General features: G+C 71.7%; 25 protein-coding genes and 2 pseudogenes. 16 read left to right on the forward strand and 11 right to left on the reverse strand.

Annotated elements, in window-relative coordinates:
* Window positions 1–15: 15 nt before the first annotated feature.
* The 3 genes from ACGFJ7_RS19835 to ACGFJ7_RS19845 are packed head-to-tail and all read right to left on the reverse strand — an operon-like array spanning window position 16 to window position 2,068.
* The gene (locus tag ACGFJ7_RS19835) at window positions 16–441 is read right to left on the reverse strand and encodes a hypothetical protein (RefSeq protein ID WP_392642981.1); all 426 of its coding nucleotides are present in this window, start codon (window positions 439–441) and stop codon (window positions 16–18) included.
* Entirely contained in the window at window positions 438–1,400 is a 963-nt protein-coding gene (locus ACGFJ7_RS19840) for an SMP-30/gluconolactonase/LRE family protein (protein WP_392642983.1), read from the reverse strand. The genes ACGFJ7_RS19835 and ACGFJ7_RS19840 overlap by 4 nt, the downstream gene beginning before the upstream one ends.
* On the reverse strand, window positions 1,400–2,068 hold the full coding sequence (locus ACGFJ7_RS19845; RefSeq protein WP_392642985.1) for a histidine phosphatase family protein: 669 nt from the start codon (window positions 2,066–2,068) through the stop codon (window positions 1,400–1,402). The genes ACGFJ7_RS19840 and ACGFJ7_RS19845 overlap by 1 nt, the downstream gene beginning before the upstream one ends.
* Window positions 2,069–2,198: 130 nt before the next feature.
* Here ACGFJ7_RS19845 and ACGFJ7_RS19850 point away from each other — a divergent pair, with 130 nt between their 5' ends.
* Window positions 2,199–3,638 carry a GGDEF domain-containing protein gene (locus ACGFJ7_RS19850; protein WP_360251139.1) on the forward strand — a complete coding sequence of 480 codons (1,440 nt, stop codon included), beginning with the start codon at window positions 2,199–2,201 and terminating at the stop codon, window positions 3,636–3,638.
* Between the two features lie 189 nt (window positions 3,639–3,827).
* Here the strand turns inward: ACGFJ7_RS19850 and ACGFJ7_RS19855 are convergent, their stop codons facing one another.
* Window positions 3,828–4,652 (reverse strand): S1C family serine protease, encoded by an 825-nt coding sequence (locus ACGFJ7_RS19855; RefSeq protein WP_392642987.1) that lies wholly within the window; start codon window positions 4,650–4,652, stop codon window positions 3,828–3,830.
* Between the two features lie 167 nt (window positions 4,653–4,819).
* Between ACGFJ7_RS19855 and ACGFJ7_RS19860 the strand changes: the two genes are divergently transcribed.
* Window positions 4,820–5,734: a DUF5996 family protein gene (locus ACGFJ7_RS19860; RefSeq protein ID WP_360251145.1), complete on the forward strand. Its 915-nt coding sequence runs from the start codon at window positions 4,820–4,822 to the stop codon at window positions 5,732–5,734.
* Here the strand turns inward: ACGFJ7_RS19860 and ACGFJ7_RS19865 are convergent.
* The gene (locus ACGFJ7_RS19865) at window positions 5,731–6,243 is read right to left on the reverse strand and encodes a hypothetical protein (RefSeq protein ID WP_360251148.1); all 513 of its coding nucleotides are present in this window, start codon (window positions 6,241–6,243) and stop codon (window positions 5,731–5,733) included. The genes ACGFJ7_RS19860 and ACGFJ7_RS19865 overlap by 4 nt on opposite strands.
* Before the next feature lie 67 nt (window positions 6,244–6,310).
* On the opposite strand from ACGFJ7_RS19865, the gene ACGFJ7_RS19870 reads away from it, so the two are divergent.
* The 8 genes from ACGFJ7_RS19870 (at window position 6,311) to ACGFJ7_RS19905 (ending at window position 15,931) form a co-directional block, all read left to right on the forward strand.
* Window positions 6,311–6,694, forward strand: a complete 384-nt coding sequence (locus ACGFJ7_RS19870) for a BlaI/MecI/CopY family transcriptional regulator (protein ID WP_360251151.1) — start codon at window positions 6,311–6,313, stop codon at window positions 6,692–6,694.
* Window positions 6,695–6,788: 94 nt separating this feature from the next.
* Entirely contained in the window at window positions 6,789–7,619 is an 831-nt protein-coding gene (efeU, locus tag ACGFJ7_RS19875) for an iron uptake transporter permease EfeU (RefSeq protein WP_360251154.1), read from the forward strand.
* A gap of 8 nt (window positions 7,620–7,627) precedes the next feature.
* Window positions 7,628–8,758 carry an iron uptake system protein EfeO gene (gene efeO / locus ACGFJ7_RS19880; protein ID WP_360251157.1) on the forward strand — a complete coding sequence of 377 codons (1,131 nt, stop codon included), beginning with the start codon at window positions 7,628–7,630 and terminating at the stop codon, window positions 8,756–8,758.
* 2 nt (window positions 8,759–8,760) lie between these two features.
* Entirely contained in the window at window positions 8,761–10,005 is a 1,245-nt protein-coding gene (efeB, locus tag ACGFJ7_RS19885) for an iron uptake transporter deferrochelatase/peroxidase subunit (RefSeq protein WP_360251160.1), read from the forward strand.
* A gap of 61 nt (window positions 10,006–10,066) precedes the next feature.
* On the forward strand, window positions 10,067–13,240 hold the full coding sequence (locus tag ACGFJ7_RS19890; RefSeq protein ID WP_360251163.1) for an EAL domain-containing protein: 3,174 nt from the start codon (window positions 10,067–10,069) through the stop codon (window positions 13,238–13,240).
* Window positions 13,241–13,326: 86 nt separating this feature from the next.
* Window positions 13,327–13,746 (forward strand): hypothetical protein, encoded by a 420-nt coding sequence (locus ACGFJ7_RS19895; RefSeq protein WP_392642991.1) that lies wholly within the window; start codon window positions 13,327–13,329, stop codon window positions 13,744–13,746.
* Window positions 13,743–14,864, forward strand: a complete 1,122-nt coding sequence (locus ACGFJ7_RS19900) for a caspase family protein (RefSeq protein WP_392642993.1) — start codon at window positions 13,743–13,745, stop codon at window positions 14,862–14,864. Before ACGFJ7_RS19895 ends, ACGFJ7_RS19900 begins: the two co-directional genes overlap by 4 nt.
* Before the next feature lie 38 nt (window positions 14,865–14,902).
* A complete protein-coding gene (locus ACGFJ7_RS19905; RefSeq protein WP_392642994.1) occupies window positions 14,903–15,931 on the forward strand; it encodes a hypothetical protein in 1,029 nt (342 codons plus the stop codon).
* Between the two features lie 39 nt (window positions 15,932–15,970).
* Here the strand turns inward: ACGFJ7_RS19905 and ACGFJ7_RS19910 are convergent, their stop codons facing one another.
* The 3 genes and pseudogenes from ACGFJ7_RS19910 to ACGFJ7_RS19920 all read right to left on the reverse strand — a co-directional run bounded on the left by ACGFJ7_RS19910 (window position 15,971) and on the right by ACGFJ7_RS19920 (window position 19,255).
* A complete protein-coding gene (locus ACGFJ7_RS19910; protein ID WP_360251175.1) occupies window positions 15,971–18,187 on the reverse strand; it encodes a helix-turn-helix transcriptional regulator in 2,217 nt (738 codons plus the stop codon).
* Window positions 18,180–18,317: pseudogene (locus ACGFJ7_RS19915) on the reverse strand (DUF2293 domain-containing protein); the annotation flags it as partial. The pseudogene ACGFJ7_RS19915 and the gene ACGFJ7_RS19910, both read right to left, overlap by 8 nt.
* 758 nt (window positions 18,318–19,075) lie before the next feature.
* Window positions 19,076–19,255, reverse strand: coding sequence for a hypothetical protein (locus ACGFJ7_RS19920; RefSeq protein ID WP_392642996.1), 180 nt, complete (start codon window positions 19,253–19,255; stop codon window positions 19,076–19,078).
* Between the two features lie 468 nt (window positions 19,256–19,723).
* Between ACGFJ7_RS19920 and ACGFJ7_RS19925 the strand changes: the two genes are divergently transcribed.
* The 4 genes from ACGFJ7_RS19925 (at window position 19,724) to ACGFJ7_RS19940 (ending at window position 22,501) form a co-directional block, all read left to right on the forward strand.
* Entirely contained in the window at window positions 19,724–20,680 is a 957-nt protein-coding gene (locus ACGFJ7_RS19925) for a carboxypeptidase-like regulatory domain-containing protein (protein ID WP_392642998.1), read from the forward strand.
* Window positions 20,661–21,017: a hypothetical protein gene (locus ACGFJ7_RS19930; protein ID WP_360251184.1), complete on the forward strand. Its 357-nt coding sequence runs from the start codon at window positions 20,661–20,663 to the stop codon at window positions 21,015–21,017. The genes ACGFJ7_RS19925 and ACGFJ7_RS19930 overlap by 20 nt, the downstream gene beginning before the upstream one ends.
* Window positions 21,018–21,096: 79 nt before the next feature.
* A complete protein-coding gene (locus ACGFJ7_RS19935; protein WP_392643000.1) occupies window positions 21,097–22,137 on the forward strand; it encodes a carcinine hydrolase/isopenicillin-N N-acyltransferase family protein in 1,041 nt (346 codons plus the stop codon).
* 49 nt (window positions 22,138–22,186) lie between these two features.
* Window positions 22,187–22,501 (forward strand): hypothetical protein, encoded by a 315-nt coding sequence (locus ACGFJ7_RS19940; protein ID WP_360251190.1) that lies wholly within the window; start codon window positions 22,187–22,189, stop codon window positions 22,499–22,501.
* Between the two features lie 111 nt (window positions 22,502–22,612).
* Here the strand turns inward: ACGFJ7_RS19940 and ACGFJ7_RS19945 are convergent, their stop codons facing one another.
* Window positions 22,613–22,822 (reverse strand): hypothetical protein, encoded by a 210-nt coding sequence (locus tag ACGFJ7_RS19945; protein WP_392643002.1) that lies wholly within the window; start codon window positions 22,820–22,822, stop codon window positions 22,613–22,615.
* Between the two features lie 59 nt (window positions 22,823–22,881).
* Here ACGFJ7_RS19945 and ACGFJ7_RS19950 point away from each other — a divergent pair, with 59 nt between their 5' ends.
* On the forward strand, window positions 22,882–23,799 hold the full coding sequence (locus tag ACGFJ7_RS19950) for an acyltransferase domain-containing protein (RefSeq protein WP_392643004.1): 918 nt from the start codon (window positions 22,882–22,884) through the stop codon (window positions 23,797–23,799).
* Window positions 23,800–23,822: 23 nt separating this feature from the next.
* Entirely contained in the window at window positions 23,823–24,377 is a 555-nt protein-coding gene (locus tag ACGFJ7_RS19955) for a hypothetical protein (RefSeq protein ID WP_360251670.1), read from the forward strand.
* 63 nt (window positions 24,378–24,440) lie between these two features.
* Here ACGFJ7_RS19955 and ACGFJ7_RS19960 read toward each other — a convergent pair.
* Together ACGFJ7_RS19960 and ACGFJ7_RS19965 are read right to left on the reverse strand one after the other, a co-directional pair.
* Window positions 24,441–24,581: pseudogene (locus tag ACGFJ7_RS19960) on the reverse strand (SAM-dependent methyltransferase); the annotation flags it as partial.
* A gap of 28 nt (window positions 24,582–24,609) precedes the next feature.
* Complete coding sequence (locus tag ACGFJ7_RS19965; RefSeq protein ID WP_392643006.1) at window positions 24,610–26,898, reverse strand: putative bifunctional diguanylate cyclase/phosphodiesterase; 2,289 nt, start codon at window positions 26,896–26,898, stop codon at window positions 24,610–24,612.
* Between the last annotated feature and the right edge of the window lie 22 nt (window positions 26,899–26,920).

The following is a 26,920-nucleotide window of genomic DNA, read 5'->3' on the forward strand; positions in this document are numbered from 1 at the left end:
CAGTTGCCGTTCGTGCTACCCCTCCATGCGGCGGCGCCAGTCACTGATCCGTACCCGGACGTGCGGGGCGGCCCGGCCCACCTGGTCGGCGAAGGCGACCAGGCCGTCGCCGGCCAGCACGCTCCAGACCCGGCCGTCGCGCCGGACCACGCGGTTGGTGTTGGTGTGCTCGGGCCCGCCGATCTCGGCCAGGTCGGCCAGCGGAACCCGGTAGCGGGCCAGGGCGGCCCGCAGGACCAGCGCGTCACCGGTCAGGTCCATCCGGTAGACGAGCCGGACCGCCACGTACCACCAGCCGACCGGGATGGCGATCAGCAGGAAGAGGGCCTCAGCCCACCACGGCCCGGTGTCGACGAAGAGCGCGGCCACCGGCAGCGCGACCGTCGCCACCAGCATCAGTGGAAACACCAGCAGGAAGCCCCGGGATCGATAGGTCGTCATGCATGGCTGATACCCAGCACGGCCACGTCGGACGCGGTCAGGCTGCCCAGAACCACGAGGCCGTCCCGTTCGGCGGCCGACGTGACGAAGCCGTACGACCCGTCGGTGGTCCGCAGGTCGTGCACGCGCTCACCGTCGAGCGTGAACGCCATCGCCCAGGCGATCGGGGCCGCTTTCGGCCGTACGGCCTCGGGCAGGTTCCACACGAGCACGCGCAGGAACCCGGGCCGCGGCAACAGCCGGTCGAGCAGCGCGTTGCGCGGCGCGGCGATGGCCACCCAGAGCAGCCCGTCGCTGCCGAGCCACATGTTGTCCGGAAACCCGGGCAGGTTGTCGACCAGGATCTCGGTGCGCCCGTCCCGCCAGTGCCGCTGGACGCGGTAGCCGGCCGTCTCGGCCACGAGCAGGTACGACTCGTCCGGGGCGAGCACGAGCCCGTTGGCGAACTTCAGCCCGTCCAGCACGGTTGTGACGGCGCCGCCGGGATCGCGGCGCAGCAGCCGGCCCGTACCGGAATGCTCGAAGACGTCGCCCAGGTGCTCGTCGAGCGTCCACTCGGTCGTGGAGGTGGTGAACCAGATCGTGCCGTCGCTCGCCTGCACGACGTTGCTCGCGAAGGCCGCCTCGGCCAACCGGCTCACCGTGCCGTCCGCCTCCACGCGCAGCAGGCCCCGGTCGTGGTCGCAGACGAGCACGCCCCCGTCGGCACATGGGTGCAGTCCGAGGGGCCGCCCGCCGGTGTCGGCGAGAACCGTCCGATCGCCGGTCTCGGGGTCGATCCGGACGACGCGCCCATCGGCGAGCCCGGTGACGACATTCCCGTCCCGGTCGAAGACGACATCCTCGGGCCCGCGCCCACCGGTCGGCAGCAGACGCGCCACTCTGAGCCGCGCGGTCGGCCCGTCGTCGGCGAGGCGCGGCGGCGCCCAGCGGCGGGGCCGGATCAGCCGGCGGGTCATCAGCGGTAGGTGAGCAGTCGCGGGTCGGCTTCGAGGTGCGTGTGCTCGTTGTAGGTCGACATCCACAGTCCACTACGGCCACTGATCAGCTTGGTGACCCCGGTGTTGACGACCACCCGGTTCAGCGCGGTCCACATCACGGCGTCGGCGTGGGGCCCGGCGACCAGCCGGGTCGCGGTCAGGGCGATCGGCCCGCCGGAGCTGACCGCGACGACCTCCCGATGCTCCCCCAGCAGCCTCGCCGCCCGCTCGAGCGCCCCGCCGACCCGCTCCCGGAACGCGGTGAACGACTCGGCGTACTCCCCGTCGTACTTCCCCGAACACCATCGCCCGGTGGCCGCCTCGAACAGTTCCTGAAACGCCCGCGCCGACCCGGCGCGCGCCCGGTAGTCCGGCTCGTGCAGCTCGACGACCCGCTGAAAGTCGAACTCGTCCCAGCCGTCGTCGACCCTGACCGGCACGTCGTCGCCCAGCCCTTCGAGCAGCCCGGCGACGGTCTGCTCATGGCGCCGCAGCGACCCGCGCAGCACCAGACTCGGCCGGATCCCCCGGTCGGCCAGGTTCTTCCCGAGCACCCGGGCCTGCTCACCGCCCAGTTCGGACAGGGCGTCGTAGTCATCGGCCCCGAACGATGCCTGACCATGCCGGACCAGCAGGAGTCGCGCCATGCCGGGGATCCTAACCCTTTTTGCAGTGATGATGCAGATTAGGCGCACCGGCACCCGGCCCGGTCCGGTCCGGTAGCTGATCCACGTCACACCGGCTCAGGTCGGGCCCGGGACTGCCGACGACACGGACATGAACGCCCCGGGCATCCGCTGGTTCCTTCCCGTCATGGCGGCCGGCGTCGCCGGCTCCATCGCCACCTACGGGACCGGCTTCGGCAACGCCCTCTACGCCGTGCTCTACCTGGCCCTGTGCGGGATCAGCTGGTGGGCGGCCCGCCGGCAACCGTCCGGCACCCGCCTGCCGTGGGTGCTGATCGCGACGGCCATCACGTTGTGGTTCACCGGCGACGCGATCGAGCTGGTGCAGTCGTACGTCAGTGTGGTTCCGTCCGTCGGTGTCGCGGACGCCTTCTGGCTCTCCGGCTACCCGCTCCTGGCCGCGGCGCTCACCCTGATGGCCCGCCGGCGGGCGCCGGGACGGATGCGGCCGGCCGTGCTCGACAGCCTCACCCTGACGGTGGCGGCGGGCGCGGCGAGCTGGCAGTTCCTGATCGAGCCGGTGCTGGGCGCCGGCTACGGCGTGGCCGACTCCGTGATCCCGGCGCTGTACCCGGTCGGCGACGTGGTGCTGCTGGCCGGAACGCTGCTCATCGCCCTCTCCCCGGGCACCCGGACGGCGCCGACCCGCCTGCTGCTGACCGCGGCCGGCCTCTACCTCGGCGTCGACCTGGGCTACAACCTGCTGCCGTACCTGCTGGACTACACGATCGTGGCCCGGATCGGCCCGCTCATCGTGCTCGGCAACGCCCTGATCGTGGCGGCGGCGATGCACCCGGCCCGGGCCGAGCTGAGCAACCCCGGGCCTCAGGCCGCCGTGCTGCACCCGGCGCGGGTGCTGTTCCTGGGCCTGGCCCTGATGACGACGCCCCTGCTGACCATGCTGCAGTCGGGCTTCGACCACCGCCAGATCATCCTCATCGTGTTCACCACCGCGTGCGCCGCCTTCGTCCTCGCCCGATTCACCACGGCGGTGCGCGAGCAGGAGCGCACGCAGGCCGAACTGGCGTTCCAGGCCCGGCACGACCCGCTCACCGGCCTGGCCAACCGGGCCGTGCTCACCGACCGGCTCGGCCGGCTGCTGCCCACGGCGGACGCGCCGGTCAGCGTGCTCTACCTCGACCTGGACGGCTTCAAGCAGATCAACGACGAGCACGGGCACGAGGCGGGCGACGCCGTCCTGCGGGTGGTGTCCCGGCGGCTGTCGGCGGCCGTACGGGAAACCGACCTGGTGACCCGCCTCGGCGGCGACGAGTTCGTCCTGCTCTGCCCGGCCGCACCGCCGGCCGAGGCGGTCCGCCTGGCCGAACGCGTCCTGCACGACATCGCGCAGCCGGTGACCTGGAACGGTCTGACCCTGCACGTCGGCGCGAGCATCGGCATCGCCGCCGAGACACCCGGCGCCGAGACCGGCGCCACCGACGTGCTGCGCTCGGCCGACATCGCGATGTACGAGGCCAAGCGCCTCGGCCGCGGCCGTTTCGTCGTGGCCGGCCTGCCGGTCACCGGCTGACACACGAGGAATCCTGGTAGGGCTCGTCACCCTTGTGACCCCGCGACGACCCGGCGCGGCCCGAGAACCATGACGCAGCCCTACCAGGCGGGGACATCGGGCTGACCGAGCGCGGACGGCGGCAGGCGGCGGAGCGGATGCTGTCGTTTCTGCGGAAGCACGCGAAGCGGAGGGCACCGTCCTGGACGGTCAGCCTCGGTTGATCAGGTCGGTGGCCACCTGACGGGCCCGGTCGACGGGTACCGCGAAGCCGATGCCGATGTTGCCGCCGCCCTCCAGCGTGGCGATGGCCGTGTTGACCCCGATGACCTCGCCCTGGGCGTTGATCAGCGGGCCGCCCGAGTTGCCGGGGTTGATGCTGGCGTCGGTCTGCACGGCGGTTCGGCGGTTGTCGCCGTCGCCCAGCCGGACGGGGCGGTCCAGGGCGCTGATGATGCCGGCCGTCACGGTCCCGGACAGGCCGAGCGGGGAACCCACGGCCAGGACCGGTTCGCCCACGCGCGTGGTGCCCGGCGCGGCCAGGGGCAGCGCGGGCAGGTTGGCCGGCGGGTCGACCCGCAGGACGGCGATGTCGTTGCCGGGGTCGGTGCCGACGAGGGTGGCGGTCAGCCGGCGGCCGTCCGCGTCGACGACCGTGATCGGCCCACCGGCGGCCACCACATGGTTGTTGGTGACCACGTGCCCCTGGCCGTCGAAGGCGAAGCCGGAGCCCGATCCGTTGCCCACCCGCACCGACACCACGCCGGGCCGGGCCTGGGCCGCGGCCGTCACCAGGTCGGCCGGGAGGGCGTCCCGGACAGCGGCCGCCGCCGTGGGGGCGTCGCGTCCCGCCACGTAGCCGGCCGCTCCCCCGGCGCCCGCGGCCAGGGCGAGGACGGCGAAGCCACCGGCCACCATCAACGGCCACCGCCGGTTCACCACAGCCGGGGCGGCCGGGGGTGGCGCAGAGAGGAGGGAGGGTGACAGGAAATGAGGGCCGCGCGGTGTGGGGCCCAGGCCCGGTTCGGTGGTCATGGCGCCTCCATGGCTGGGTGCTGGAACGGGCGGGCGCCCGGGACTGGGGGGAATCACCGAGCGCCCGCCCTTGCGTCCCATTCCAGCGCCGAGGACCGAAAGCGGAGCGAAGGACGCTGTGATCTGCGTCGAAGAGCCCGGACGGCATCATGTGGCAGGCTCGGGCGATGGAACAGACGATCGGGCGAAGTGAGTGGCCCCGGCTGCGGGTGACCGACTGGGTGGACACCCGTGACACGCTGCAGATGTGGGCGCAGATCGTGGGAAAGGTCCGGATGGCGCACGCGCCGGCGGTCAACCACTGGTGGCACGTCACGCTCTATCCGAGCGCGCGCGGGCTGACCACGACAGCCGTGCCGTACGGGGACGGGTCGTTCGAGATCGAGTTCGACTTCATCGACCAGGTGTTGCGGATCACCACCAGCGACGGCCGTGAGCGCACCGTCACCCTGGAGCCCAAGACGGTCGCCGCGTTCTACCGCGAGACGATGCTGGCCCTGGCCGAGCTGAACGTCGAGACGGTCATCCACCCCGTGCCGAACGAGGTCGACCCGGCCATCCCGTTCGCCGAGGACGAGACCCACAAGTCGTACGACGGTGACGCCGCCCGCCTCTTCTGGCGGCAGCTGCTGCAGGTCGAGCGGGTGTTCAGCCGCTTCCGCTGGGAGTTCTTGGGCAAGACCAGCCCGGTGCATTTCTTCTGGGGTTCGATGGACCTCGCATACACCCGTTTCTCGGGCCGGGTCGCGCCGCCACATCCGGGCGGCGCCCCGAACTGCCCGCCGTCGGTCATGCACGAGGCCTACTCCCACGAGCTGGCCAGCTTCGGCTTCTGGCCCGGCGGTGGTGAGGAGGGCGCGTTCTACGCGTACGCCTATCCCGAACCCCAGGGCTACCCCGATTTCCCCGTACGCCCGCGGGCCGCCCACTACGACACCACGATCCGGGAGTTCCTGCTGCCGTACGAGGCCGTCGCCTCGGCCCCGGACCCCGACGCGGCCCTGACCGAGTTCCTCCGCTCGACCTACGAGGCGGCCGCCGAGCTGGCCAAGTGGGACCGCCCGGCGCTGGAACGTTCCTAAGCGGCGGCGTCGCGCCGGCGGGGGCGGCCGGCCAGGCGGCGCAGCCAGGTCTGCAGGGAGGCGGCGACGGTGTCCTCGTACTCGGCGAGGGCGCTGCCCGCCTCCAGCACGGCCGCCCGGCGGCTGCGGGAGCGCTGCGACTTCAGCGCGGTCAGGCACGACTCGATCACGGCGTCGAAGGTCTCCCGGTCGGCCGCCGCGGTGGCCAGCAGGACGCGGACGATGATGTCCTCGCCGGTCACGTCCGGCGGGACGCCGAGCATCCAGGAGCGCTGACGGGCGTAGCCGGCATCGGTGAGGAAACACACCACCGGCCGCCGGGGCTGCGACGCCGCCTCGGTGCCGACGCTGCCGAGGCGTTCCTGACGGCGCAGCGCCGCCAGCACCCGGGCGATGTCGACCGACCGTTCCCGGCCGAACGTTTCGGCGTGGCGTTGTTGCAGCTCATGCGCGGTGCCCGGCCGATCGGCCAGAAACACCAGGAGGATGTTCCCGAGCGTCGCCGTCATCGTGCCCGCCTTCCTTCTACAGGCTGTAGAAGTTATCAGCATCAGACGATCTCGGTATGCTGCGCACGTGCCAGCCGACGACGAAGAGGCGCCCGGGCGCCGCCAGGCCGGCGCACTCGAATCGGAGATCCTTCGGGTCCTGGTCAACGCGACCGACTCACTCACGCCGCGCGACGTGCTCGGCCGGCTGACGGCCCGCCTCTCGTACAGCACCGTAGTGACGGTCTTGACTCGGATGTACGAGAAAGGCCTGCTCGCGCGCTACAAGGACGGCCGCTCGTTCCGGTATGCGCCGCTCACCGACGAGGCCTCGGTGACGGCCCGCAAGATGGGCTCGCTGCTCGACGCCGGCACCGACCGGGCCACCGTTCTGCGCCGTTTCGTGGGCGAGTTGCAGCCCGGCGACGAGGATCTTCTCCGGCGGTTGCTGGCCGGCGCCGGCGAGGACTGATCACCCGGACCGGCCCTGGACACTAAGGCCAGCCTTCCCTAATCTACAGTCTGTAGTAGTCAGGTTAGGCACGCCTTAGTGAAGGGACCGGTCCATGCTCGCCACCTACCTCATCGGCCTGCGCGAGGGGCTCGAGGCCACATTGGTGGTCAGCATCGTCATCGCGTTCCTGGTCAAGGCCGACCGCAAGGACCGGCTGCCGCAGGTCTGGGCCGGCGTCGGCCTCGCCGTGGCCCTCTCCGTCGGCTTCGGCTGGCTGCTCAGCTACACCTCGACCACGCTGCTGCAGAAGTACGAGCACCGCGAGCTGTTCGAGGCGATCACCTCGATCCTGGCCGTGGTCTTCGTGACCTGGATGATCTTCTGGATGCGCCGGGCCGCCCGCTCCATCGCGGGCGAGCTGCGCGGCAAGCTCAGCGACGCCCTGGCCGTCGGCTCGGTCGCGGTGGCCCTGATGGCGTTCCTGGCCGTGGTTCGCGAGGGGCTCGAGACCTCGCTCATCTTCTACTCGGCCGTGCAGGGCGCGAGCATCAACGGCGGCCCGCTCTACGCGCTCCTCGGCGGCATCGCGACGGCGGTCCTGCTCGGCTATTTCATGTACGCCACGGCGGTGCGAATCAACCTCACGGTCTTCTTCACCGTCACCGGGACGCTGCTCATCCTGGTCGCCGCCGGCATCCTGAAGTACGGCGTCCACGATCTGCAGGAGGCCGACGTCGTTCCCGGCCTCAACAACCTGGCGTACGACATCAGCGGCGCCCTCGACCCCAACGCGTGGTACACGGCGCTGCTCACCGGCATGTTCAACGTGACGCCGACCGCGACCGTGCTCGAGGTCGCGGCCTGGCTGGTCTTCGCCGTACCCGTGCTCATCCTGTTCCTGCGGCCGAAGACGGCCGCTGTTCCCGCCCCGGCGCAGTCCTAGGAGATACCGTGCGCAAAACCCCCCTTCTGCTCGCCGTCGCGGCGGTCTGCACCGTGGCCGCCTGCGGCTCCGGTGACTCCGGCGCGGACGAGGCGGCCGGCGGACCGATCGCGGTCAAGGCGACCGACACCGGCTGTGAGGTCGGCAAGACCACCGTCGACGCGGGCACCAGCGTCTTCGCCATCACCAACGGCGGCAACAAGGTCACCGAGTTCTACGTCTACGCGCCGGGCGACCGGGTGATGGCCGAGGTCGAGAACATCGCGCCCGGCCTGTCGCGCAACCTGCACGTGGAGCTGCCCGCCGGCTCGTACGAGACCGCCTGCAAGCCCGGCATGATCGGCAAGGGCATCCGGGGCGCGCTGACCGTCTCCGGTTCGGCCCCCGCCCTCACCGAGGACGCCAAGCTGGCCGAGGCCACCGCCAGCTACTCGCGGTACGTCAAGAGCCAGACCGGCGCCCTCGAGACCAAGACCACCGAGTTCGTGACGGCGGTCAAGGCGGGCAAGGTCGACGAGGCCAAGGCGCTGTTCCCGGTCGCGCGCACCTACTGGGAGCGGATCGAGCCGGTGGCTGAGATCTTCGGCGACCTCGACCCCCGCATCGACGGGCGCGAGGAGGTCACCGAGGAGGGCATGAAGTTCGGCGGCTTCCACCGTATCGAGAAGGACCTGTGGGCCGCGAAGCCGGACATCAGCAAGGACGGCCCGATCGCCGACCAGCTGCTGACCGACGTCAAGGAGATCGTGCAGAAGGCCAACGCCGAGAAGCTGTCCCCGCTGCAGCTCGCCAACGGCGCCAAGGGCCTGCTCGACGAGGTCGCCTCCGGCAAGATCACCGGCGAGGAGGACCGCTACTCGCACACCGACCTGTGGGACTTCAACGCCAACGTCGAAGGCTCCAAGGCCGCGATCGCGTCGCTCCGCCCGGTCCTCGAGGAGCGTGACCCGGCGCTGGTGAAGACCCTCGACACCGAGTTCGCCAACGTCGACAGCGCGCTCGCGAAGTACCGCGAGGGCGACGGTTGGAAGCTGCACAACCAGCTCACCCAGGCCGACCTGAAGACCCTGTCGGACGCGATCAACGCGCTCGCGGAGCCGATCAGCAAGGTGGCCGCGGTCGTCGCGAAGAAGGCCTGACCATGCCCTGGAAGATGTCGCGCCGGCGAGCCATCACGCTCGCCGGCGCCGGCGTGGGCCTCGGCGCCGCCGGTATCGCCGGCGGCACCGCGCTGACCCGCTCCGGCTCCTCCCCCGAACCGGTCTCCGACGTCGTTCCCTTCGCCGGCGCGCATCAGGCCGGCATCGTCACACCCGCCCAGGACCGCTTGCACTTCGTCGCCTTCGACGTCATCACCAAGGACCGCGACAAGCTCGTCCAGATGCTGCGCGACTGGACCGCGGCCGCGGCCCGGATGACCGCCGGGCGCGACGCCGGTGAGATCGGCGCGGTCAACGGCGAACCCCAGGCCCCACCGGACGACACGGGCGAGGCGCTGGGCCTGCCGCCGTCGTCGTTGACCATCACCATCGGCTTCGGCCCGTCGCTGTTCGAGCGGTTCGGCCTGGCCGCCCGGCGCCCCAAGGCGCTGGAGCCGCTCCCCCGCTTCACCGGCGACACCCTGGACGCGGCCATCTCGGGCGGCGACATCGCCATCCAGGCCTGCGCCAACGACCCGCAGGTGGCCGTGCACGCCGTACGCAACCTGGCCCGCATCGGCATGGGGACGGTCAGCGTGCGCTGGTCGCAGCTGGGCTTCGGCCGGACGTCCTCGACCGCCGCCGGCCAGGCGACCCCGCGCAACCTGTTCGGCTTCAAGGACGGCACCCGCAACCTGAAGGCCGAGCAGACCGACCTGCTCCGCGACCACCTGTGGGTCCAGCCCGGCGACGGCCCGGACTGGATGACCGGCGGCTCCTACCTGGTCACCCGCAAGATCCGGATGCTGATCGAAACCTGGGACCGCTCGTCCCTGACCGAGCAGGAAGGCATCATCGGCCGGTACAAGGGCAGCGGGGCCCCCTTGGGCGCCGACGCCGAGTTCGACGAGCCGGACTTCACCGCGGTGGGCGCCGACGGCCAGCCCCTCATGGCCACGACCTCCCACGTACGCCTGGCCCACCCCGACAGCAACAAGGGCGCCCACATGCTCCGCCGGGGCTACAACTTCGTCGACGGCTCGGACGGCCTGGGCCGCCTCAACGCGGGCCTGTTCTTCATCGCCTACCAGCGAGACCCGGCCAAGGCTTTCATCCCGGTCCAGCGAAGCCTGGCCGCCAACGACGACATGAACGAGTACGTACGCCACGTCTCCAGCGCCATCTTCGCCTGTCCCCCGGGCCTGTCCGGTCCGGACGACTACTGGGGCCGAGCCCTGTTCACCTGATCGGGCGGCCGAATGCCGAGCCGGTAACCTGGCTGGCATCCGGAGAGGGTGGAAGCTCCTGTTGCCACATGGTCCCGAGTTCGGCATCGGCCGCGTCATGCGCGACGGCCGGCTCGCCGGGCTGGCCTTCGCGGTGGGCGGCCGGGCTGTGCTGACCTGCGCTCACGTGATCAACGAAGCGCTGGGGCGCGGGCAGCGCGAGACCCGCCGGCCCGATGAGGACGTGCGGCTCCTTCTGGAATTCCCCTTCGGCGGCGCGCCGGACGACACTCCGATCGCCTACGCGACCGTACAGATGTGGGGGCCGGATCACGGCGACTTCGACCGCCACGACCTGGCCGGCCTGATGCTGCGGGACGATCTGCCCGACGGGGTCACCCCGTTGGAGATGATCGACCGTCCCGCCCGCGGGGGAACAGTCGTGCAGTTCTGGGGACCGGGACGGCACCGCAACGGCGCACATGTCGAGGCCGTCCTGGCCGGCGCCGTCGACCACGGGCGTTACCAGGTCGAGCAACGCGTCGACGGGACGTTCCAGGCCGTCGGCGGCTTCAGCGGTGGTCCGGTGTGGACGCAGGGGGAGGCGCGTGTCGCGGGCGTGCTGTGCGCGGCGGCCGGTCCAGGTGAGGGCGGCGACGCCTACCTGCTCGGCGCCGAGGTGGCGATCGCCTGTTGGCCCGAGGTCCTCTATAGTCCGCCGCCCTGTCCCTACCGAGGGCTCGACGCGTTCGGGCCGGACGACGCGGCGCTGTTCTTCGGCCGCGACAAGGTGATCGCCGATCTGGTCGACCGGGCCGGCCGCACGCCGGTGGTCACCGTGACCGGTCCATCGGGAAGCGGCAAGTCGTCCGTCGTGGCGGCCGGCCTGGTCGCCGAGCTGCGCCGGCACGCCGCGCTGGCCCACCTGACGATCCGGCCCGGCCGAGGTGTTCTCAGCGCCCTGGCCACCGCGTTCGCCGCCCGCACCTCGCCCGGCCCGCCCATCCCGCCCGCCGAACTGGAGGCGTGGGAGAAGCGGCTGGCCGACCGTGGACTGGCCGACGCGATGAGGGTCGTCCGCGCCTCGGCCGGAGTCCAGCAAGTCGTCGTGGTCCTCGACCAGTTCGAGCAGATCCTCGACGATGACCACCCGCCCGAGCAGCGCCGCACCATGTTGCGGCTGCTGGCCGAGCTGGTGACCGCGCCGCGTGAGCCGGGCTGCCTGTTCGTCATCACTTTACGGCACGACCTGTTCGGCCAGCTCATCGCCGAGGATCGCGAATTCGGTCCCTATCTGCAGAGCAGCGCGGTGATGCTCTATCCGCTCGGCCCCGAGGAGCTGCGCGCCGCGGTCGTCGAGCCGGCCCGGCTGGCCGACCCGGAACGCCCCGTACGGGTCGAGCCGACATTGGTCGCCCAGATCGTCGACGACTTCTCGGGGCAGGCCGGCGAACTGCCGCTCGTGCAGTTCGCGCTCACCAGGCTGTGGGAGCGACTCGACGAGCCACGCCTCACGCTCAACTCGTACGCTTCTCTGGGCGGCGCCCGGACGGCTCTGACCGATTTCGCCGACTCGTGTGTCGACCGGCTGCCCGCCGAGCAGCAGGACATCGCACGCCGGGTCTTCTGCCGTCTGGGCCTGACCGACGGCATCGCGCTGGGCCGGCGGCTGTTGCGTACCGAGCTGCCCGAGGAGCACTGGGAGATCGCCGCGCGGCTGGCCGGGCCGGACACCAGGCTGTTGGTGATCGGCGGCGACAGCTACGCGGGGGTCGAGTATGTCGAGATCGCCCACGAGATCCTGCTGCGTGCCTGGCCGCGGCTGCGAGAGTGGCTGGCCGCCGATCGCGAGTTTCTCATCTGGCTGCGCCGCACCGAGGACCAGTGTGCCCAATGGATCGAGGACGACCGCGACGAGCGTCTGCTTCTGCGCGAGCCCTTGCTGGAACGGGCCGAACGGCAGCTCGCCGACCGCGAGAGCGAGACCCGGCATCTACGTACGTTCATTCAGGCCAGTCACAACCTGGTGATCCAGGACGCGCTGACCGGCCTGCCCAACCGCCAGGCCCTCACGCGGGGCATCGCCGACGTGCTGCGGCAGCGCCGGGGCGATCAGGTGGTGGCGGTGTTGATGGTCGACATTCGCCGGTTCCGAGAGGTCAACCGCTATGCCGGTCATGGGGTGGGCGATCGCCTGCTGACCAGGGTCGGCGAGGGACTGCGGAATGTCACACCGGTAGCGGGTCATGTCGGCCGGCTCGGCGGCGACGAGTTCGGAGTGGTGGCCCGGCTGCCTGACGAGGCCGCCGCGCTGAGTTTGGCCGAGGAGATCCGGGCCGCGATCGAGTGCCCGGTGGTGGTCGACGGGCACTCCTTCGACATCAACGTCGCGATCGGGGTGGCCATGCATCCCGCGCACGGCGAAGAACCGGAGACCCTGCTGCAGCGGGCGACCATGGCGGCACATACGGCCAAGGACAACGATCTGGCCGTGCAGCTGTTCCAACCCTTCGAACTGGGCACCGAGCTGCGCCGGATACTGGATGGCGACGGCCAGCCGATACGGGTCCTCTACGAGCCGATCGTGAGTTTGAGCAGCGGCGATCTGGTGGGCGTACGGGCGGCGCCGTTCTGGGTGACGTGGGCCATGCCGACCCTGGGGCCGGGCGACCTCGCGCCGCTGGCCGCTGAGGCGGGTCTCGCCGGGCGACTGTTCGACCTCGTTCTGGCCAGAGCCTTCCACGAGCTGCGTGAACTCCCGCCGATGGGCGTATCGGTGGCGGTCGCCCAGGCGGTCGTCGCGGAGGGAGCCGCCGCCGACCGGATCCGAGGTCTGCTGACCGGCTCCGGCCTCTTCGCACCCGACCTGACTGTCGAAATCAGCGAGGAGACGCTGATGCGGCAGGATCCCGGCGTGGTGCAGTCGTTGCGGCGGGTCGGCGCCCGGGTAGCCGTGGCCGACTTCGGCATGGGCTACTCCTCGCTGTCGTACCTGCGTAATTTCACCATCGACGAGCTGAAGATCCACCCTGGCTTTGTCCAGGACATCACCACGTCCGCACAGCAACTGACCATGGTTGACGCCATCATCAAGCTCGCGAGCAGCCTGGACGTCAAGGTGACGGCGGAGGGCGTCGACATCGAGGCGATCGCCGGACCGTTGCGAGCGAGCGGCTGTGACTTCGGCCAAGGGCAACTGTTCGGGCCGCCGATGTCCCTGGCCGAACTTCAGGAATGGATCGCCGCGCGCCGGTGACCGTCCTCCCGGCGGCGGATTGCCTCGGTTCGGTCCGCATGAGAATGTCGAGCGGCTCGCGCGGTATTTCGAGGGAAGAGGGTTTCGTGACCGAACCTGAGCAGCCTCCCGCCACTGGCGGCACCCGAAGCCTGACCGGCATCGCCCTGATCGCGGCGCTCGTCGTGCTGGTCGGCTTCGGCGTCTTCATCTGGTTCCTGGCCACTCAGAGCCGCACCACCGAGGTCTCCTGGACGCGGCTGGCCTGGTTGTTCGCGTCGGTCGAGGCCATCGCCTTCGGTGCGGCCGGCGCGCTGTTCGGCTCGACCATCCAGCGCCAGCGGGCGGAGCAGGCCGAGGCGGCCGCCGCCGCCAACGCCGACGCCGCCGCCCGGGGACGGGCACTGTCCGCGGCCATCCAGGCCGATGCGCCGTCGGCCGACGCCCGCGGTGGTCTGGAGGCCCTCGGACCGGGCGACGACGTGGCCGCCCGGCACGCCGCGCTGGCTCGGGCCCTGTTCCCGTGACCTACTGGGTCGACCGGACCGCCTCGCTCAAACCCGGCCAGCCGGTGACGCACGCGCTGGTGATCGGCGTGAGCGCGTACGACCACCTGCCCGGCGGGCCGCTCACGTTCGGATTGAAGTCGCTCAGCTCCACCGCCGCGGGCGCTCATCGCTTCGCCGTCTGGCTGCGCGACCACTACCACAACCCGCGGGCGCCGCTCGCCACCATCCGGCTGCTCCTGTCGCCCACTGCGGAGGGTGAGCCGGCTGACCGTGAGCATGTGCGCAACGCCGTTCTCGGCTGGCAGGAGGACAACTACCGCAACTCGAGCGGGACAAGTTTCCTCTACGCGGCCGGGCACGGCGTGATGCTGTCCCACGAGGACTCGCTGGTTCTGCTGCAGGATTTCGCCAAGGACCGGATGGTCCTCGACTATTCGCTCGACATCGGCTCGGTCTACCACGGTATGGCCGGCGATCAATTCCCGCAGTCGCAGGTCTACTTCGTCGACGCGTGCCGCCTCCGGCCGGAGGTGTTCGCCCGGTTCGCCAACCTCGGCACGGGCGTGGGGCTGCCGTCGCCGTTCGCCGCCGCCGACCGTCGCTCGTCGTCGGTCTACTTCAGCGCCGCGCCCGGCACGCTCGCCTACGGCCGGCGGGACGGCGAGGGCACGATCTTCTCCGCCGCCCTGCTCGACTGCCTGGGAGGCTTGGCCGTCGAAGCCGCGGGCGCAGGAGAGTTCCACGTCACCGGGGCCAGTCTGCTGCGCACTCTGCAGGAGCAGGTGAACAGCCGGGCGCGGCAATACAACGCTGAGCAGTATGTCACCGGCGGTGGGACCGGGCTCTCCCACGTCGTGCACTATTTCGAAAGACCGCCCGCCTTCCCGTATGCCATCTGGCTCGACCCCGACCATGCGCGTCCGTTCGTGCGGGCCGAGATCTGGGACGGTGACCGTAACGGGCTGCTGGCCGACGGCCGGTTCGAGCCGAACCCGGCGAGCTGGGATCTACCGGCCGGGCTGCACAGCCTCGACGTGATCGTGAAACCGGGCGACAACCGGTTCCGGACGCGCAGCGGAGTCGCCCTCCTGGTCGACGGCCGTCAGGCCCGTCCCAAGGTGGTGAGCGTGGAATGAGCGGGCTTCGGGTCGACGTGGGCACGCTGAGAGTGCCGGTGCTGATCCGCGACACGCACCTGCGGATCGTGGGTCAGGGAACGAATGGCGTCACGTTCAGCGTGGGTCCGGGTCGTTATGTTGTCACGGTAGCGTTGCCCGGTGATCACCTCGTCGAGGAGGTGGTCGACGTGGGGCGGGACGAGACACGGGAAGTCGCGCTCCGCGAGGCGGTGAACACGGCCGACGCCGATCTGGAGGATCGGGCGCCGTTGGTCTCGGCCCGGCACGGCGAAAGACCGGCCGGCTGGCAGCGGGCCAGGATGCTCACCCATGCCGGGCCTGCCCTCCTGTCACCGGCCCGACCCGCGACCTTCGGGCCGGTCACCGAGTCCGGCCGCCGGCGCCGAGCCGAGGTGGGGCCGGGCGACCAGGGGCAGTCCTTCCTGGAAGTCAGCGACGGCGTGACGAGCGTAGCTCTGGGCCTCCCCAGCGAGGGTGCCTGCTTGATCGAGGAAGACCTGGACCGCGGCGAACTGATGCTCAGCGCCTTCCCGGCCGACCGAAACGCCCGCCTCGCCCTGCGCTACTTGCAGGCCAACGACCTCGAACGCGGCGGTCTGCTGTTCTCGGCGGGCCTGCGGAGAACGAGGCCCCGACGGATATCTTCCCGGCGCTCCGCCGCCTCTGGTGAGGTGCTGATCGGCTGCTATCTGACGCTTCGAAGAGGTTACTTCGCGGAGGTGGATGACCTGATCGAGCGCCTTCGCGGCGACTCGGCGTGGACAACCGACGTGGCGATCATCGAGGCCGAAACGGCGGCCGCTCGCGGCCGGCACAGCGCCGCAGCGGACCACCTCCTGCAAGCAGCCGGCCAAGGACTCCCCCGGTACACCGCTGGTTTCTCGATTCTTGTGTCCCGTATGCGCCAATATGCTCGAGAGGGGGCCGTTCGTGACTCACTCACCGACCGGCAACGCGGGCTCCTCGACGGCCTGGCCGAGGCGTACCGGGAGCTCATCCCGTATGCGGACCTGACGTGCCCGACCACAACATTCCGCAACCTGCCTCACCTGCGACCGCAATAGCTCGAGGCCGCGCCCTGTTCACCTGAGGGAGGGGCGCGCTCAGCCGAGGTCGGCCAGCAACTCGCGGTAGCGCGCGGAGCGGTCGGTTCCGCCGGTCTTGTCGGCCAGTTCGATGGCGAGGCGGAGGTTCGCCTTCGCCTCGTCGGTGCGGCCGGCGCCGATCTGGGCGCGTGCCACATCGGTGACGACCGTGTCGTACATGCCGGCTCCCATGTCCCGCGACTGCTCGGCGACACCCTGCAGCAGGTCGATCGCCTCGTCGTACCGCTCCAGCATGGTCAGGATCCGCCCGCGCGCCCGGCCGCTGTCGAGTCGCAGGATCGCGGCGATGTTCGGGTTCGTCAGCTCGGCGCTGTCGATGATCGCCAGGGCCCGGTCGACCCGCTCGAGAGCTTCCCGGGGCCGGCCCAGCGCGATCTGCCCGAAGGCCGCCTGATTGAGCGAGGTGCAGGCGCCGGCCGCGTCGCCGTGCTCGAGAAACAGAGTGGCCGCGCGGTCGGCCGCCGCCGACGCCTCGGCCCACCGGCGCTGGTGACCTTCGGCGCCGGACACGTAGAACTGCGACCAGGCCTGCTGGACGAGGTCGCCGGCCGCCTCGGCGATCGCGCTCGCCTCCCAGGCCAGATCGGCCGCTCGGGCCGGCTGTTGGTCCAGGTTGGCCGCCACCCAGGACAGGTAGTTGATCTGGGTCGCCTCCATCACCCGGTCACCGAGAGCGGCCGCCGCCCGCCGCCCCCGCTCGAAGACCTCACCCCAGTGGCCCCAGTAGGGCCAGCGGTCGGAGAACCAGTGCATCGCCTCGGCCGTGTCCAGCACCTCGCGATGGCGGCCGGCCCGCTCGGCGAGGGCCATGGCCCCGAGCCAGTTGGCGCCCTCGGCACGCAGCCACGCCTCGGCGTCGGCGGTGCGGCCGAACCGGATGCCGGTGAGGGCACCGGCCGCGGCCACCGCGTCCGCCTCGGTGGCCGACTCGGAGAAGAACCCACCGGCTTTGCCGGCGACGTCCAGGAGCCAGGTGACCATCGCCGCGGTCAGCTCCGGGAGCCCGTCCTCCTCGGCGGTCAGCTGCCGGCCGGCGAAGAGCCGGACCAGGTCGTGGAAGCCGTAGCGCAACGCTGCCGAGACGTGCAGGAGGCCGAGGTCGACCAGCTCGTCCAGGGCGTCCTCGGTGTCGTCCGGGGACAGCCCGGCGAGCGTGGTGGCCAGTTCGAGGCCCGCGTCGGCGCCGGGCACCAGCGTGAGCCGGCGGAACACCCGGGCCGCGGCGGGACCGAGCTGCCGGTAGGAGAGCTGGAAGGCGGCCGCCACCCCCTGATCGTCCGGGCTCAGGTGGGCCAGGCGGGCCCGTTCGTCGCCGAGACGGCCGGCCAGCTCCCGCAAGTTTCCGCCCGCGGCCCGGTTGCCCGCGATGCGCAGGGCGAGCGGCAGGCGCCCGCAGAGTTCGGTCACCGCGCGGACGTCGTCCCGGTCCGTCTCGTGCCCGAGGATGACGTCGAGCATGGCGATCGCCTCCTGCTCGTCGAAGGTGTCCAGGTGGACGCGGTGAACCGCTTCGAGGCCGGCCAACGGCCGGCGGGCGGTGATCAGCGTGACCGAACCACCGGTCCGGGGCAGGAGCGGCCGCACCTGCTGCTCGCCGGCGGCGTTGTCGAGCACGATCAGGGCTCGTTTGCCGGCCAGGGTCGATCTCAACAGCTCGGCGCGCGCTTCGGTGCCCGCGGGTATCCCGCGCTCGGGCACACCCAGGCCGGTGAGCAACTCGGCCAGCAGCCGGCCGCTGCCGGGCGGGTGCACGTCCATCCCCCGCAGGTCGGCGAAGTGCACGCCGTCGGGGAACAGGTCGCCGAGCCGCCGGCCGGCCTCGACGGCGAGGGTGGTCTTGCCCGTCCCGGCCGGTCCGGCCACCACCACGACGGCCGCGTCCGTGCCGGCGGCGTACCGGGCGATGGCCGCCATCTCGGCGTCCCGGCCGGTGAAGTCACCCGCTCCGGCCGGCAGGCCACCGGCGGCCGGTTCGGCGCCGCCCCGGACCGCGGCGGTCAGCCGGCGGCGGGCGGCCTCGTCCAGCCCTAACGCTTCGGCCAGGGCCAGCACGGTCCGGGTCTGTGGGCGCCGGCTGCGGCCGCGCTCCATGTCACCGATGCCGCGGACGCTGACCCCGGACGCGGCGGCGAGTTCGGCCAGGCTGAGTCCGGCGGCGTGCCGGTGACCGCGGAGAAGACTTCCGAACGAGGCGTTCGGTGAACGGTCACTCATCGGTTCTCCACTTTTCCAGGATCCGGTCGATGGCGGGGCGGATTCGGGTGCGTGCCTCCTCGCGGGGGACGCCGGACATCAGCAGGTCGTCGTACGGGGTGTCCTCGTGGCGGATCGAGGCGACCACCGCCCGGGTGACCGCGTCGGGGTCGAGGGAGCGGGCGGCGGCGGGCCCGGGCGTCCTCGTCCGAGAGGCACTGCTGTTCGGCCTGGTCGATGGCGGAACGTTCGACCAGCAGGCCCTGGCGCTCGTCGCGCTTGCGGGAACGGTTGAACCGGACCACCACGGCCGAGAGGCGGCTGGCCGCCTTGGCCCGGCGGGTCAGGGCGGCGTCGCCGGCCGGCAGGAACTCCAGATGGTCCAGGTCGGCACAGGTCAGGCAGATCGGGCCGCCGTCCTCCATCATCAGCATGCCGGCACCAGTCTGCGCGCAGGCCGTGCAGGTGAACTCGCGGGCCGGCAACACCACGACCAGGTCGGGCGCCTTGCTCTGGCGGGCGGCGATCCGGTCGCGCTGCTTCTCGGTCAGCTCGGCGGCCATCCAATGGGTGCGGTACGCCGTCTCGTCGCCCGCCTCGGTGAAGCGCAACCGGCGGCGGTCGCGGGTGGCCGCCACGTACTCGACCTGGCTCGGCTGCAAGCCGCGACCGCGGACCCAGCGGTGGAAGATCTCGAGGGCGTCGGCGATCCGGTCGCTCGACACCGCCGCCACCGCCTCCAGAACCGGGGCCCGGCCCTGGCGCCACTCGGTGACCTGGCCCGGCGGCAGCCAGCCCAGCCCGGTGAGCACGTCGAGCGGGCTGACGTACCGCTGCCGCTCCAAGGCCTTCTCGGCGGCGGTCACCACGCGGCGTTCCAGCTTCGAGGTGGGCTGCATGAACGGCAGGCTACCCGGCCGGATCCCGGACGCCGGCGGCCGCGCACCGGTCGGCGTACGCGCTGAAGTCCCCCGGCGTACGGCCGAGTGCCTGTCGTACGCCGTCGGCCGTGCGCACGTTACGGCCGTCGCGGATGTGGCGGAACATGTCGCCCAGTTCGACCGGCAGACCGGCGTCGCGCAGCACCACCCCGTACTCGGAATGGGAAATGGGCGTGTATTTGACCGGGCGGCCGGTGGCCCGGCTCAGGTCGGCCGCCGCGAACGGCCTCGACCAGGAAGTCCTCGCTGAAGTTCGGCATGAACCAGGAGCAGGTCACGATCGTCCAGCCGGTACCGGCCGCCCGCACGTTCCGCTCGGCCCGCCGGGCGAGCGGCCCCCCACGGCCGGAGAGCAGCACCAACTGCTCGACGCCGGCCCCGGCCGCTGTCCTGGCGAAGGTGCCCACGATCTCGGCCGCGCCGGGCAGCCCGAGGTCGGGATGGAAGGTAATGTACGCGGAACGCACGCCCACAAGCGCGGGCGCCCACGTCGAGTCGTCGTGCCAGTCAATGGCCGGGAACCTCGCCCGCATAAGCAGAACGCTCACGCCGTGGCATAGTGGCCGGCGGCGTCATCGACCGATGTCGCTCTACCGCGCGGACGAGGTGGTGGGAAGTGACGGCACGCCGGCACACCCGAACGGCGATGGCCGCGGCGTTCATCGCGCTGACCGGGGGAACGCTCGCGGTGTCCGCGGCACCGGCGACGGCCGCACCGGCGCCGATCAGCATTCTGCGCGTGTCGGCGGAAAACGTGCAGCCCGGCGCCAAGGTGCGAGTCCGGTTCCGCGTCACGAACACCGGGAGCCGAGCCGAGACGGCCATCGTGGTGGTCGGCGGCGGCCTGCCCTGCGCGACCGGCTGCCGGGCCGAGCCGAACCTGAAGGCCGGCCAGAGCCAGAATTTCCAGGCCACCGTCGTCGCGCCCCCGGTGAGCCCGGGCGAGACCTCGGGTCTCAACATCTCGGTTGCCGTACGGCTGGCCGGGCAGAACAGCTACGACTACAAGATGGTCTACGTCGGCGGCACGTCCGCACCCGAGACGCCGTCCATCGTGGACGCGGTGTCGGGCCGAGTGCGCGACGCCGAGGGCAAGGCGCTCCGGGGCGTGGCCCTGACCGTGCGGGACAGCGCGGGACACGAGTACCGGGCGACGAGCGACCGCAACGGCCGGTTCTCCGTCAAGTCGAGCACCGGCAAGGCGATCGCCAAGGGCCGGATCACGGTCGTCGGGGCGCGGGACGGCTATCGCACCGGCCGGACGACCGTTCAGGGCGCCGCCGGTGAGACGGCGAGCGTGCGGCTGACCCTGGCCGCCGTGGCCGCGCCGGCCACGACCCCGCCGTCGCCCTCCCCCACCGCGACCGAAACCGTGGCCGCGGACGAGAGCGCCGAGCCGGCGGTCAGCGCCTCCTCGGCGGCACCCCTGATCCTCAAGACGGTCAGCGACGAGGGCAGCGGCCCGTTGCCGTTCGTCCTGGGTGGATTGCTGGTCGCCGCCGGCCTGGCCGTCCTGGCCCTGCTGGTGAGCCGCCGCCGCTATCCTCGTCCCCATGATCACGAGACCGACTGACCGCTGGCGCCGCGAAGCGGAAGCCGGTGAGAACCCCTGGGCGGCCGAACTGTGGCCGCCCGACTTCACGGCCGCGGTCGAGGCGGCGCTCGTGGCCTTCGAACGGGAGGCCGCGGGCCTGGGCTCCGCCCCGGACACCGACGTGTGGGCTGCTGTCGAGCGCGTCGTCGAGGCCCTGAACGACGCCGACGACGGCCACATCGAGACCGGCGAGCGCGAAGATCTCTGCGAGTACGTCGACCAGGTTCTGACCGCGGCCGGCGTGGACGTGGCCGCCCTGACCGCCCGCCGGGGAATCGACCGGGCCGAGCTCACCGACGACTGGCGGGACTGGTAGCGCCCCTCCGTATCGGCCGCCGCGGCCTTGCGCCAGGGCGCGTGTCCGGTCGTCGTCCCCGGGCCCTATGGTGCGCTCTGTGAGAATCGCCGGCGTACCGGGTGACTTCGCTGTCGCCTCGCATCTGATCGTGCGGGGCAGCCAGGCCGAGATGGGCTTCGCGTTGGCCCGGGCCGCGATCGGGGCGTACGGGTCCGCACCGCGCCGCGTGGCGCCCGTGCTGGGGCGGGCCCGGCGGGGGTGGTTCGAGGCGAACTGGCCCGAACACCATGAGCGCTCCCGGGGCATGGCCGACGCCTTCGGCGTGGACGGCGAGGATCCGTCGCTGTGCGTGGACGAGCTGAACGGGCTGCCGCTGAACGGCGGATGCTCGGCGGTATGGTCGCCGCCCACCGTCGTACGGAACTTCGACATTCACGCCTCCGTCATCGAGACCGAACCGCCTCTCGCCGGCCGGCGACTTCCCGCCCTGGCCCGGCCGTACGTGGTCGAGATGCACCCGGACCGGGGCCTCTCCTCCGTGGCGATCACCGGCAACAACCTGGGCGGCTGCCTGGAAGGGATCAACGAGGCCGGCTTGTGCGTGGTCGAGCTCGCCGACGGCCAGGGCGACACCGTCCGGCCCACCAACGCACCGCAAGCCGGCCTCGACGAGGCCCAGGTGCCGAGGTTCCTGCTGGATCGGTGCCGTACGGCCGAGGAGGCCCGCGAGGCGCTGCTGGGCGCCAAGCACTACACCCGCTACAGCACGTGCCACTTCCTGGTCGCCGACGCCACGGGTGACGCCTTCGTCTGGGAGCGGGAAGGTGACAACGCCGAGCACATCGTCGACGCCGGGGCCGAGCCGCTGATCGTCACCAACCATCTCCTGTCGACACCCGCCGCCGATCGGGAGGACCACAGTCACGCTCGCCTTCGCCTTCTCGAACGCCGGGTGAGCGACGGGGTGCACGCCGCCCTGGACCTGGTCCGGGCCGAGGAGACGGCCGAGGGTCAGGCCGTCACCCTGTGGCGCAGCGAGTACCGGCCGGCGACCTCGTCGATGACGGTCCGGTTCCTGCTCGGCGCCGAACCGGAGCGGCGCTACAGCTTGCCGTTGACCATTACGGTGGGGCGATGACAGGGAAACTCAGCGATGCCGTCGACGCCCGGTTCGCGGCGAGCGGGTCGTGAGCCGGCGCCGGCCCGGCGCCCTCGGGCCGGGCGAGATGGCGGTCGCCGCCGTGTACGTGCTGATCCTTCTCGCTGGTCTGGTGCCGCCGGTCCTGGTCGGGATCGCGGTCTACCAGGATCTGGACGGTCCGCTGCTGACTCTCGGGTGGGCCAGGATCTTGTGGCTCCTGCTCGCCGGCGTCTTCCTGGTCAAGGCGGGCGAGGCCGCCGCGTGGACGGTCGCCATGGGGGAGTCCACCTTCGCCTTCATACTGGCTTATGTGTACGGCTGTGACCTGATCCTCGGGCTGGGCTGGCTCATCTTCTACTGATACTTCGCCCACTCGCCCTCGGAGATCACCTCGACCACGCCGTCGACGACCTGGATGGCCGTCTGCTCGTCGATGGCGTAGGACGGGTTGCCGAGGCCGTCGGCAGCGCGGTCAGCTCCAGCACGCCCAGCCCAGCCCGGTCAGGTGCTCGAAGCCGACGGCGAGGCCCCGCACGGACTGCGGGCCGCACATCGGGTGGCCCCACTGGGCGGTCGGGACGACCAGGGCGTGGCTTTCCTCGACCAGCTTGCCGAGAAGGCGTACGAGAGCCGCTCGAATGCTTGGATTGGTGACCCCACCGGAGGTGAGCAGGAGCTTCACGAGACGCCTCCCAGCGCTGGACGAGCGACACCGCCACGGTAGCGATAGGGTCGTCCGTCGTGGAGCTGGAACACATCGCGGCGCGGCTCGGGGTGCCGGCCGGGGAGATCGAGCGGGTGCACCGCCTCGCCGGTGACCGGCCGTCGGCCGAGGTGCCGCCCGTCAGCGCGGCGCCCGCGATTCTCGAGCGGTTGGCGGTACGGGCCGACGACGCCGCCGAGATCCAGGCCGGCTGGCCCGGGGCGGACTCGCCACTGTGGACCCCGGAGCTGCGCTGGCTGCTCGACCGGTCGACCGCGCTGGTCCGGGCCGACCTGGGCGGTTACGGCTGGCTGGCGCCCGGGCCGGCCCTGCCCCGGTACTTCGTCTACGTCTACCTTGCCCTGGTCGACGTCGTGACGGCGTACCACCGCGACCGTGGCATTCCCGGCGAGGTCACCCGGGCGACCCTGGCCGACCTGGGCCGCAACCTGGCCGTCGACCGGCGGATGAGGGGCGAGGGCTGGCCGGTCATGCAGAGCTGGCTGACCCTGCACGTGCGCGGCGGCCTCTACGAGCTCGGCCGCCTGCAGTACCAGCGCGGCGACACCACCATCGACCTGCACATCCCCGAAGCCGGCCCGCTCACCCCGGCCGCGATCGACGCGTCGCTCGACGAGGCTCGAGCGTTCTTCCCGCGCCACTTCCCCGAGGAGCACTACGAGGGCTTCACCTGCGGTTCCTGGCTTCTCGACCCGCAGCTGCTGGACTACCTGCCGGCCGACTCCAACATCGCCCGCTTCCAGCGGCGATTCGAGATTTTGCCGTACGAGGAACCGGAGGGCCTGGACGCCGACGTCGAGACCCGCCGCTTCGTCTTCCGCACGCTGACCACACCGCTGGACCAGCTCCCCCGCGACACCGTCCTCCAGCGAGCCGTCATCGACCACCTGACAGCCGGCCACCACTGGCAGTGGCGCCGCGGCCGCCTCCGCTAGCGTCCCGTTCGTATGCTCGCCGGATGAACATCGATGCGGCCAGTCTTCCCGGCGATGTCGTCGAACTCATCGAGGCCCTGCGGCCCGGCGAAGAGCTGGTCGTCATGCGAGCCGGCGCACCGATCGGGACGATCACCGGAAATGTCGTCGTGCCGCGCCGGCCCGAGATCGAACCGCTTCCGGCCGGCCGGGACGACGTGACCGTTGTCGCCACCGCGATGAAACTGCCGGAGCAGGCTCGGGCGGCACTCTCCGAACGGCTCGGTGCCGGCTACATCGTGGTCGACATGCACGACGCGCCGGAGACGGCCGACGTGCTGCTGGTGCCGCCGATCAGCCCGCAGCTCATCGGCTGTCTCCGGTCGACGTTCCCCCAGGCCCGCGTCGTCGTCACCGAAATCGAGGACGACGACCTCGGAGTCCGTTACCTGGGCCCGATCCGGCGCATGCTCGACGCGGGCGCCGAGACCTACCTGACCTCCAGCACCATCCCGAGCCTGGCCGCTCAACTGGACCAGGCCGTCACCGCCCGGGAACTCGCCCCCGAGGCGCCCGGCCGCCCGGCCCTGCCGGGCTGACGGAGGCTCAGGGTTTGCGGGCGACCGCGCCGAACTCGTCGACCTCGCGCAGGACGACCGCGCCACCACCGTGATGTCCGGGTAGAACTCCGCGAACTGGTCACCCACCTGCCGGTCGACCGGGAAGTTGTCCGTGCCGCCCAGCCAGTGGTTCCAGACCCGGGCCGAGTGCGGGACACCGGTGTCGAACTGAGAGTCGGTCATGCCGGCCGATTCTCATGTGGACAGGTCGTCACCGGGCGCCGCCGAGGCGGCCTGAGCCGGCCGACTGTTGATGGGCCAGCAGGCGGGAGACCTCGGCCGCGGGCATGGGGTGGGCCAGGTGGTAGCCCTGGCCCAGCGTGTAGCCGAGCTCGCGGAGCGTCGTCACCTGTTCCGGGCTCTCGATGCCCTCGGCCACCGTGTCGAGGCCGAGGGCGTGGGCCAGCTGGATGACCGCCCGGGCCACCGCCTGGCGGGCGCCGGCCGCCGCCGGGTGGCCGTCGTCGATCTCGATGCCGTCGACGAAGGACTTGTCCAGCTTGACGATGGCGGCCGGGAAGGCGCGCAGCAGGCTCAGCGAGGACTCGCCGGTGCCGAAGTCGTCGAGGGCCAGGCGGATGCCCATGCGGTCCAGCTCGTGGAGGGCGCGGGAGACCTGCTGACCGCGCAGGACCGCCGACTCGGTGACCTCCAGGACGAGGCGTTCGCAGGGCAGGCCGCTGTCGGACAGGGCCTCGGCCACGTCGGCCACGAAGTCCGGGTCGTGCAGCTGGCGGGCCGAGACGTTCAGGCCCGCCTCGCGCGGGGCGTCGGGGCCGAACTCGGCCAGCCACTCGGCGGCCTGGCGGCAGGTCTCCCGCAGCACGAAACGGCCCAGGGGCACGATCAGGCCGGTGCGCTCGGCGGCCGGGATGAACTCGGCCGGAGCCACCTCGCCCCGCGTCGGGTGGTGCCACCGCAGCAGCGCCTCGACGCCGAACAGACGGGTGCCGTCGAGGCGCATGATCGGCTGGTAGACCACCCGGAACTCGTTGTTGTCCAGGGCTCGGCGGAGCTCGCCGCCGAGTTGCATGTGGGCCAGCACCGGCTCGCCGAGGCCGTCCACGTAGCGCACGAAACCGGCCTTGCCCTGCTGTTTGGCCGTGTACATGGCCACGTCGGCCTCGCGTAGGACCGAGTCGACGGTCGCGCCGGGTGCGGCGGTCGCGATGCCGATGCTGGCCTGGACCAGCAGCCGGTGTTCGCTGATCGGGTGGGCCAGGGCTCGCAGCAGGCGCACGGCCAGCTCTTCGGGTTCGGCGCCGGAGCAGGTCAGCACCGCGAACTCGTCGCCGCCGACCCGGACCGGCAGGCCGTCGCCGCCCACCTCGGCCTCCAGCAGCCGGGCCACCGAGACCAGCAGGTGGTCGCCGACGCCGTGGCCGAGCAGGTCGTTCACCGTCTTGAAGTCGTCCAGGTCGATCAGCAGCACCGAGGCCCGGCCGGTGGTGGTCAGCGCGTCGGCCAGCCGGTCCCGGAACAGCGCGCGGTTGCCCAGGGCGGTCAGCCCGTCGTGGCTCACCTCGTACTGCAACCGCTCCTCCTGGGCCTTCGCGTTGCGCAGCAGGCGGGTGTTCTCGCGGGACGTCAGGTAGAGCCGCACCATCACCAGGCCGGTCACCGCGACGGCGGCGATCAGGGCGACCCGCACCGGCCAGCGCAGCGGTTCCCCGAGCGCGACCGCGATCAACGGCACATCGACCAAGATCATTGCCAGGTACGGAAGGAGCACCCCGACCCGCGCGGGCGGGCGAAGGCCGTGGTCGGCGCGGGTCTGCGCGGCCACGCCGAGGGTGATGAGCAGCGGGGCCAGGGGCAGCACGATCGCCTGGGCCGGGACGCTGGCGATCAGGCCGAACCGCACGGCCAGGACGGCCGTGGCGGCGGCGGGCACGCCACCGGCGGCCGCGATGAAGCGGATCGCCACGCGGTCGACCGGGCCGCCGGCGATGTACGAGGCCTTCGTGGCCGCGCCGACCGCGATGAGCAGGCCCAGCCCGACCAGCACGGTCGCCTGCCGGCTCAGCGATTCGCGGGCGGTCAGCATGGGGGCCAGGCCGATGTACCACAGCACGGCCGCGCAGCCGAGGAAGGCGATCATCCGGTCGAGCACCATGGGCCACCGCTCGGTGACGCCGGCCGGGGCGACCGGCACCCGGGCCAGGGCACCCATCGCGATCAGGAAGCCCAGGGCGGCGACGGCCGCGGCCGGGGTCGGCATGGCCCGGGTACGCACCTCGTCGGCGTGGGCCAGCGAGTCCACGGCCAGCCAGGCGTACCCGACGGTGATCAGGCCGATGGAGACGAAAACGGCCCGCCAGAACGGGTTCCGGCGGGTCAGGTGGTAGAGCGACGCGGTCGCGAGGGCACCGCCGACCGGGACGAAGACGTACGCGGTCGCCTCGGCGCCGATGCCGGCGCCGAGATAGGCCACACACCAGGCGGTGCCGGCGGCGGCGACCGCGGCGGTGGCCCGCACGTAAAGCGCTTCCCGCGTCACGCGCCCGACACTAGTGCGTCCG

It is taken from the genome of Actinoplanes sp. NPDC048988 (assembly GCF_043197815.1).
Taxonomy (GTDB): domain Bacteria; phylum Actinomycetota; class Actinomycetes; order Mycobacteriales; family Micromonosporaceae; genus Actinoplanes.

Bases quoted from the DNA above. Each gene is read 5' to 3' on its own strand.
- ACGFJ7_RS19835 (WP_392642981.1), bottom strand. From the start codon at position 441: ATGACGACCTATCGATCCCGGGGCTTCCTGCTGGTGTTTCCACTGATG.
- ACGFJ7_RS19840 (WP_392642983.1), bottom strand. From the start codon at position 1,400: ATGACCCGCCGGCTGATCCGGCCCCGCCGCTGGGCGCCGCCGCGCCTC.
- ACGFJ7_RS19845 (WP_392642985.1), bottom strand. From the start codon at position 2,068: ATGGCGCGACTCCTGCTGGTCCGGCATGGTCAGGCATCGTTCGGGGCC.
- ACGFJ7_RS19850 (WP_360251139.1), top strand. From the start codon at position 2,199: ATGAACGCCCCGGGCATCCGCTGGTTCCTTCCCGTCATGGCGGCCGGC.
- ACGFJ7_RS19855 (WP_392642987.1), bottom strand. From the start codon at position 4,652: ATGACCACCGAACCGGGCCTGGGCCCCACACCGCGCGGCCCTCATTTC.
- ACGFJ7_RS19860 (WP_360251145.1), top strand. From the start codon at position 4,820: ATGGAACAGACGATCGGGCGAAGTGAGTGGCCCCGGCTGCGGGTGACC.
- ACGFJ7_RS19865 (WP_360251148.1), bottom strand. From the start codon at position 6,243: ATGACGGCGACGCTCGGGAACATCCTCCTGGTGTTTCTGGCCGATCGG.
- efeU (WP_360251154.1), top strand. From the start codon at position 6,789: ATGCTCGCCACCTACCTCATCGGCCTGCGCGAGGGGCTCGAGGCCACA.
- efeB (WP_360251160.1), top strand. From the start codon at position 8,761: ATGCCCTGGAAGATGTCGCGCCGGCGAGCCATCACGCTCGCCGGCGCC.
- ACGFJ7_RS19910 (WP_360251175.1), bottom strand. From the start codon at position 18,187: ATGAGTGACCGTTCACCGAACGCCTCGTTCGGAAGTCTTCTCCGCGGT.
- ACGFJ7_RS19930 (WP_360251184.1), top strand. From the start codon at position 20,661: ATGATCACGAGACCGACTGACCGCTGGCGCCGCGAAGCGGAAGCCGGT.
- ACGFJ7_RS19955 (WP_360251670.1), top strand. From the start codon at position 23,823: ATGAACATCGATGCGGCCAGTCTTCCCGGCGATGTCGTCGAACTCATC.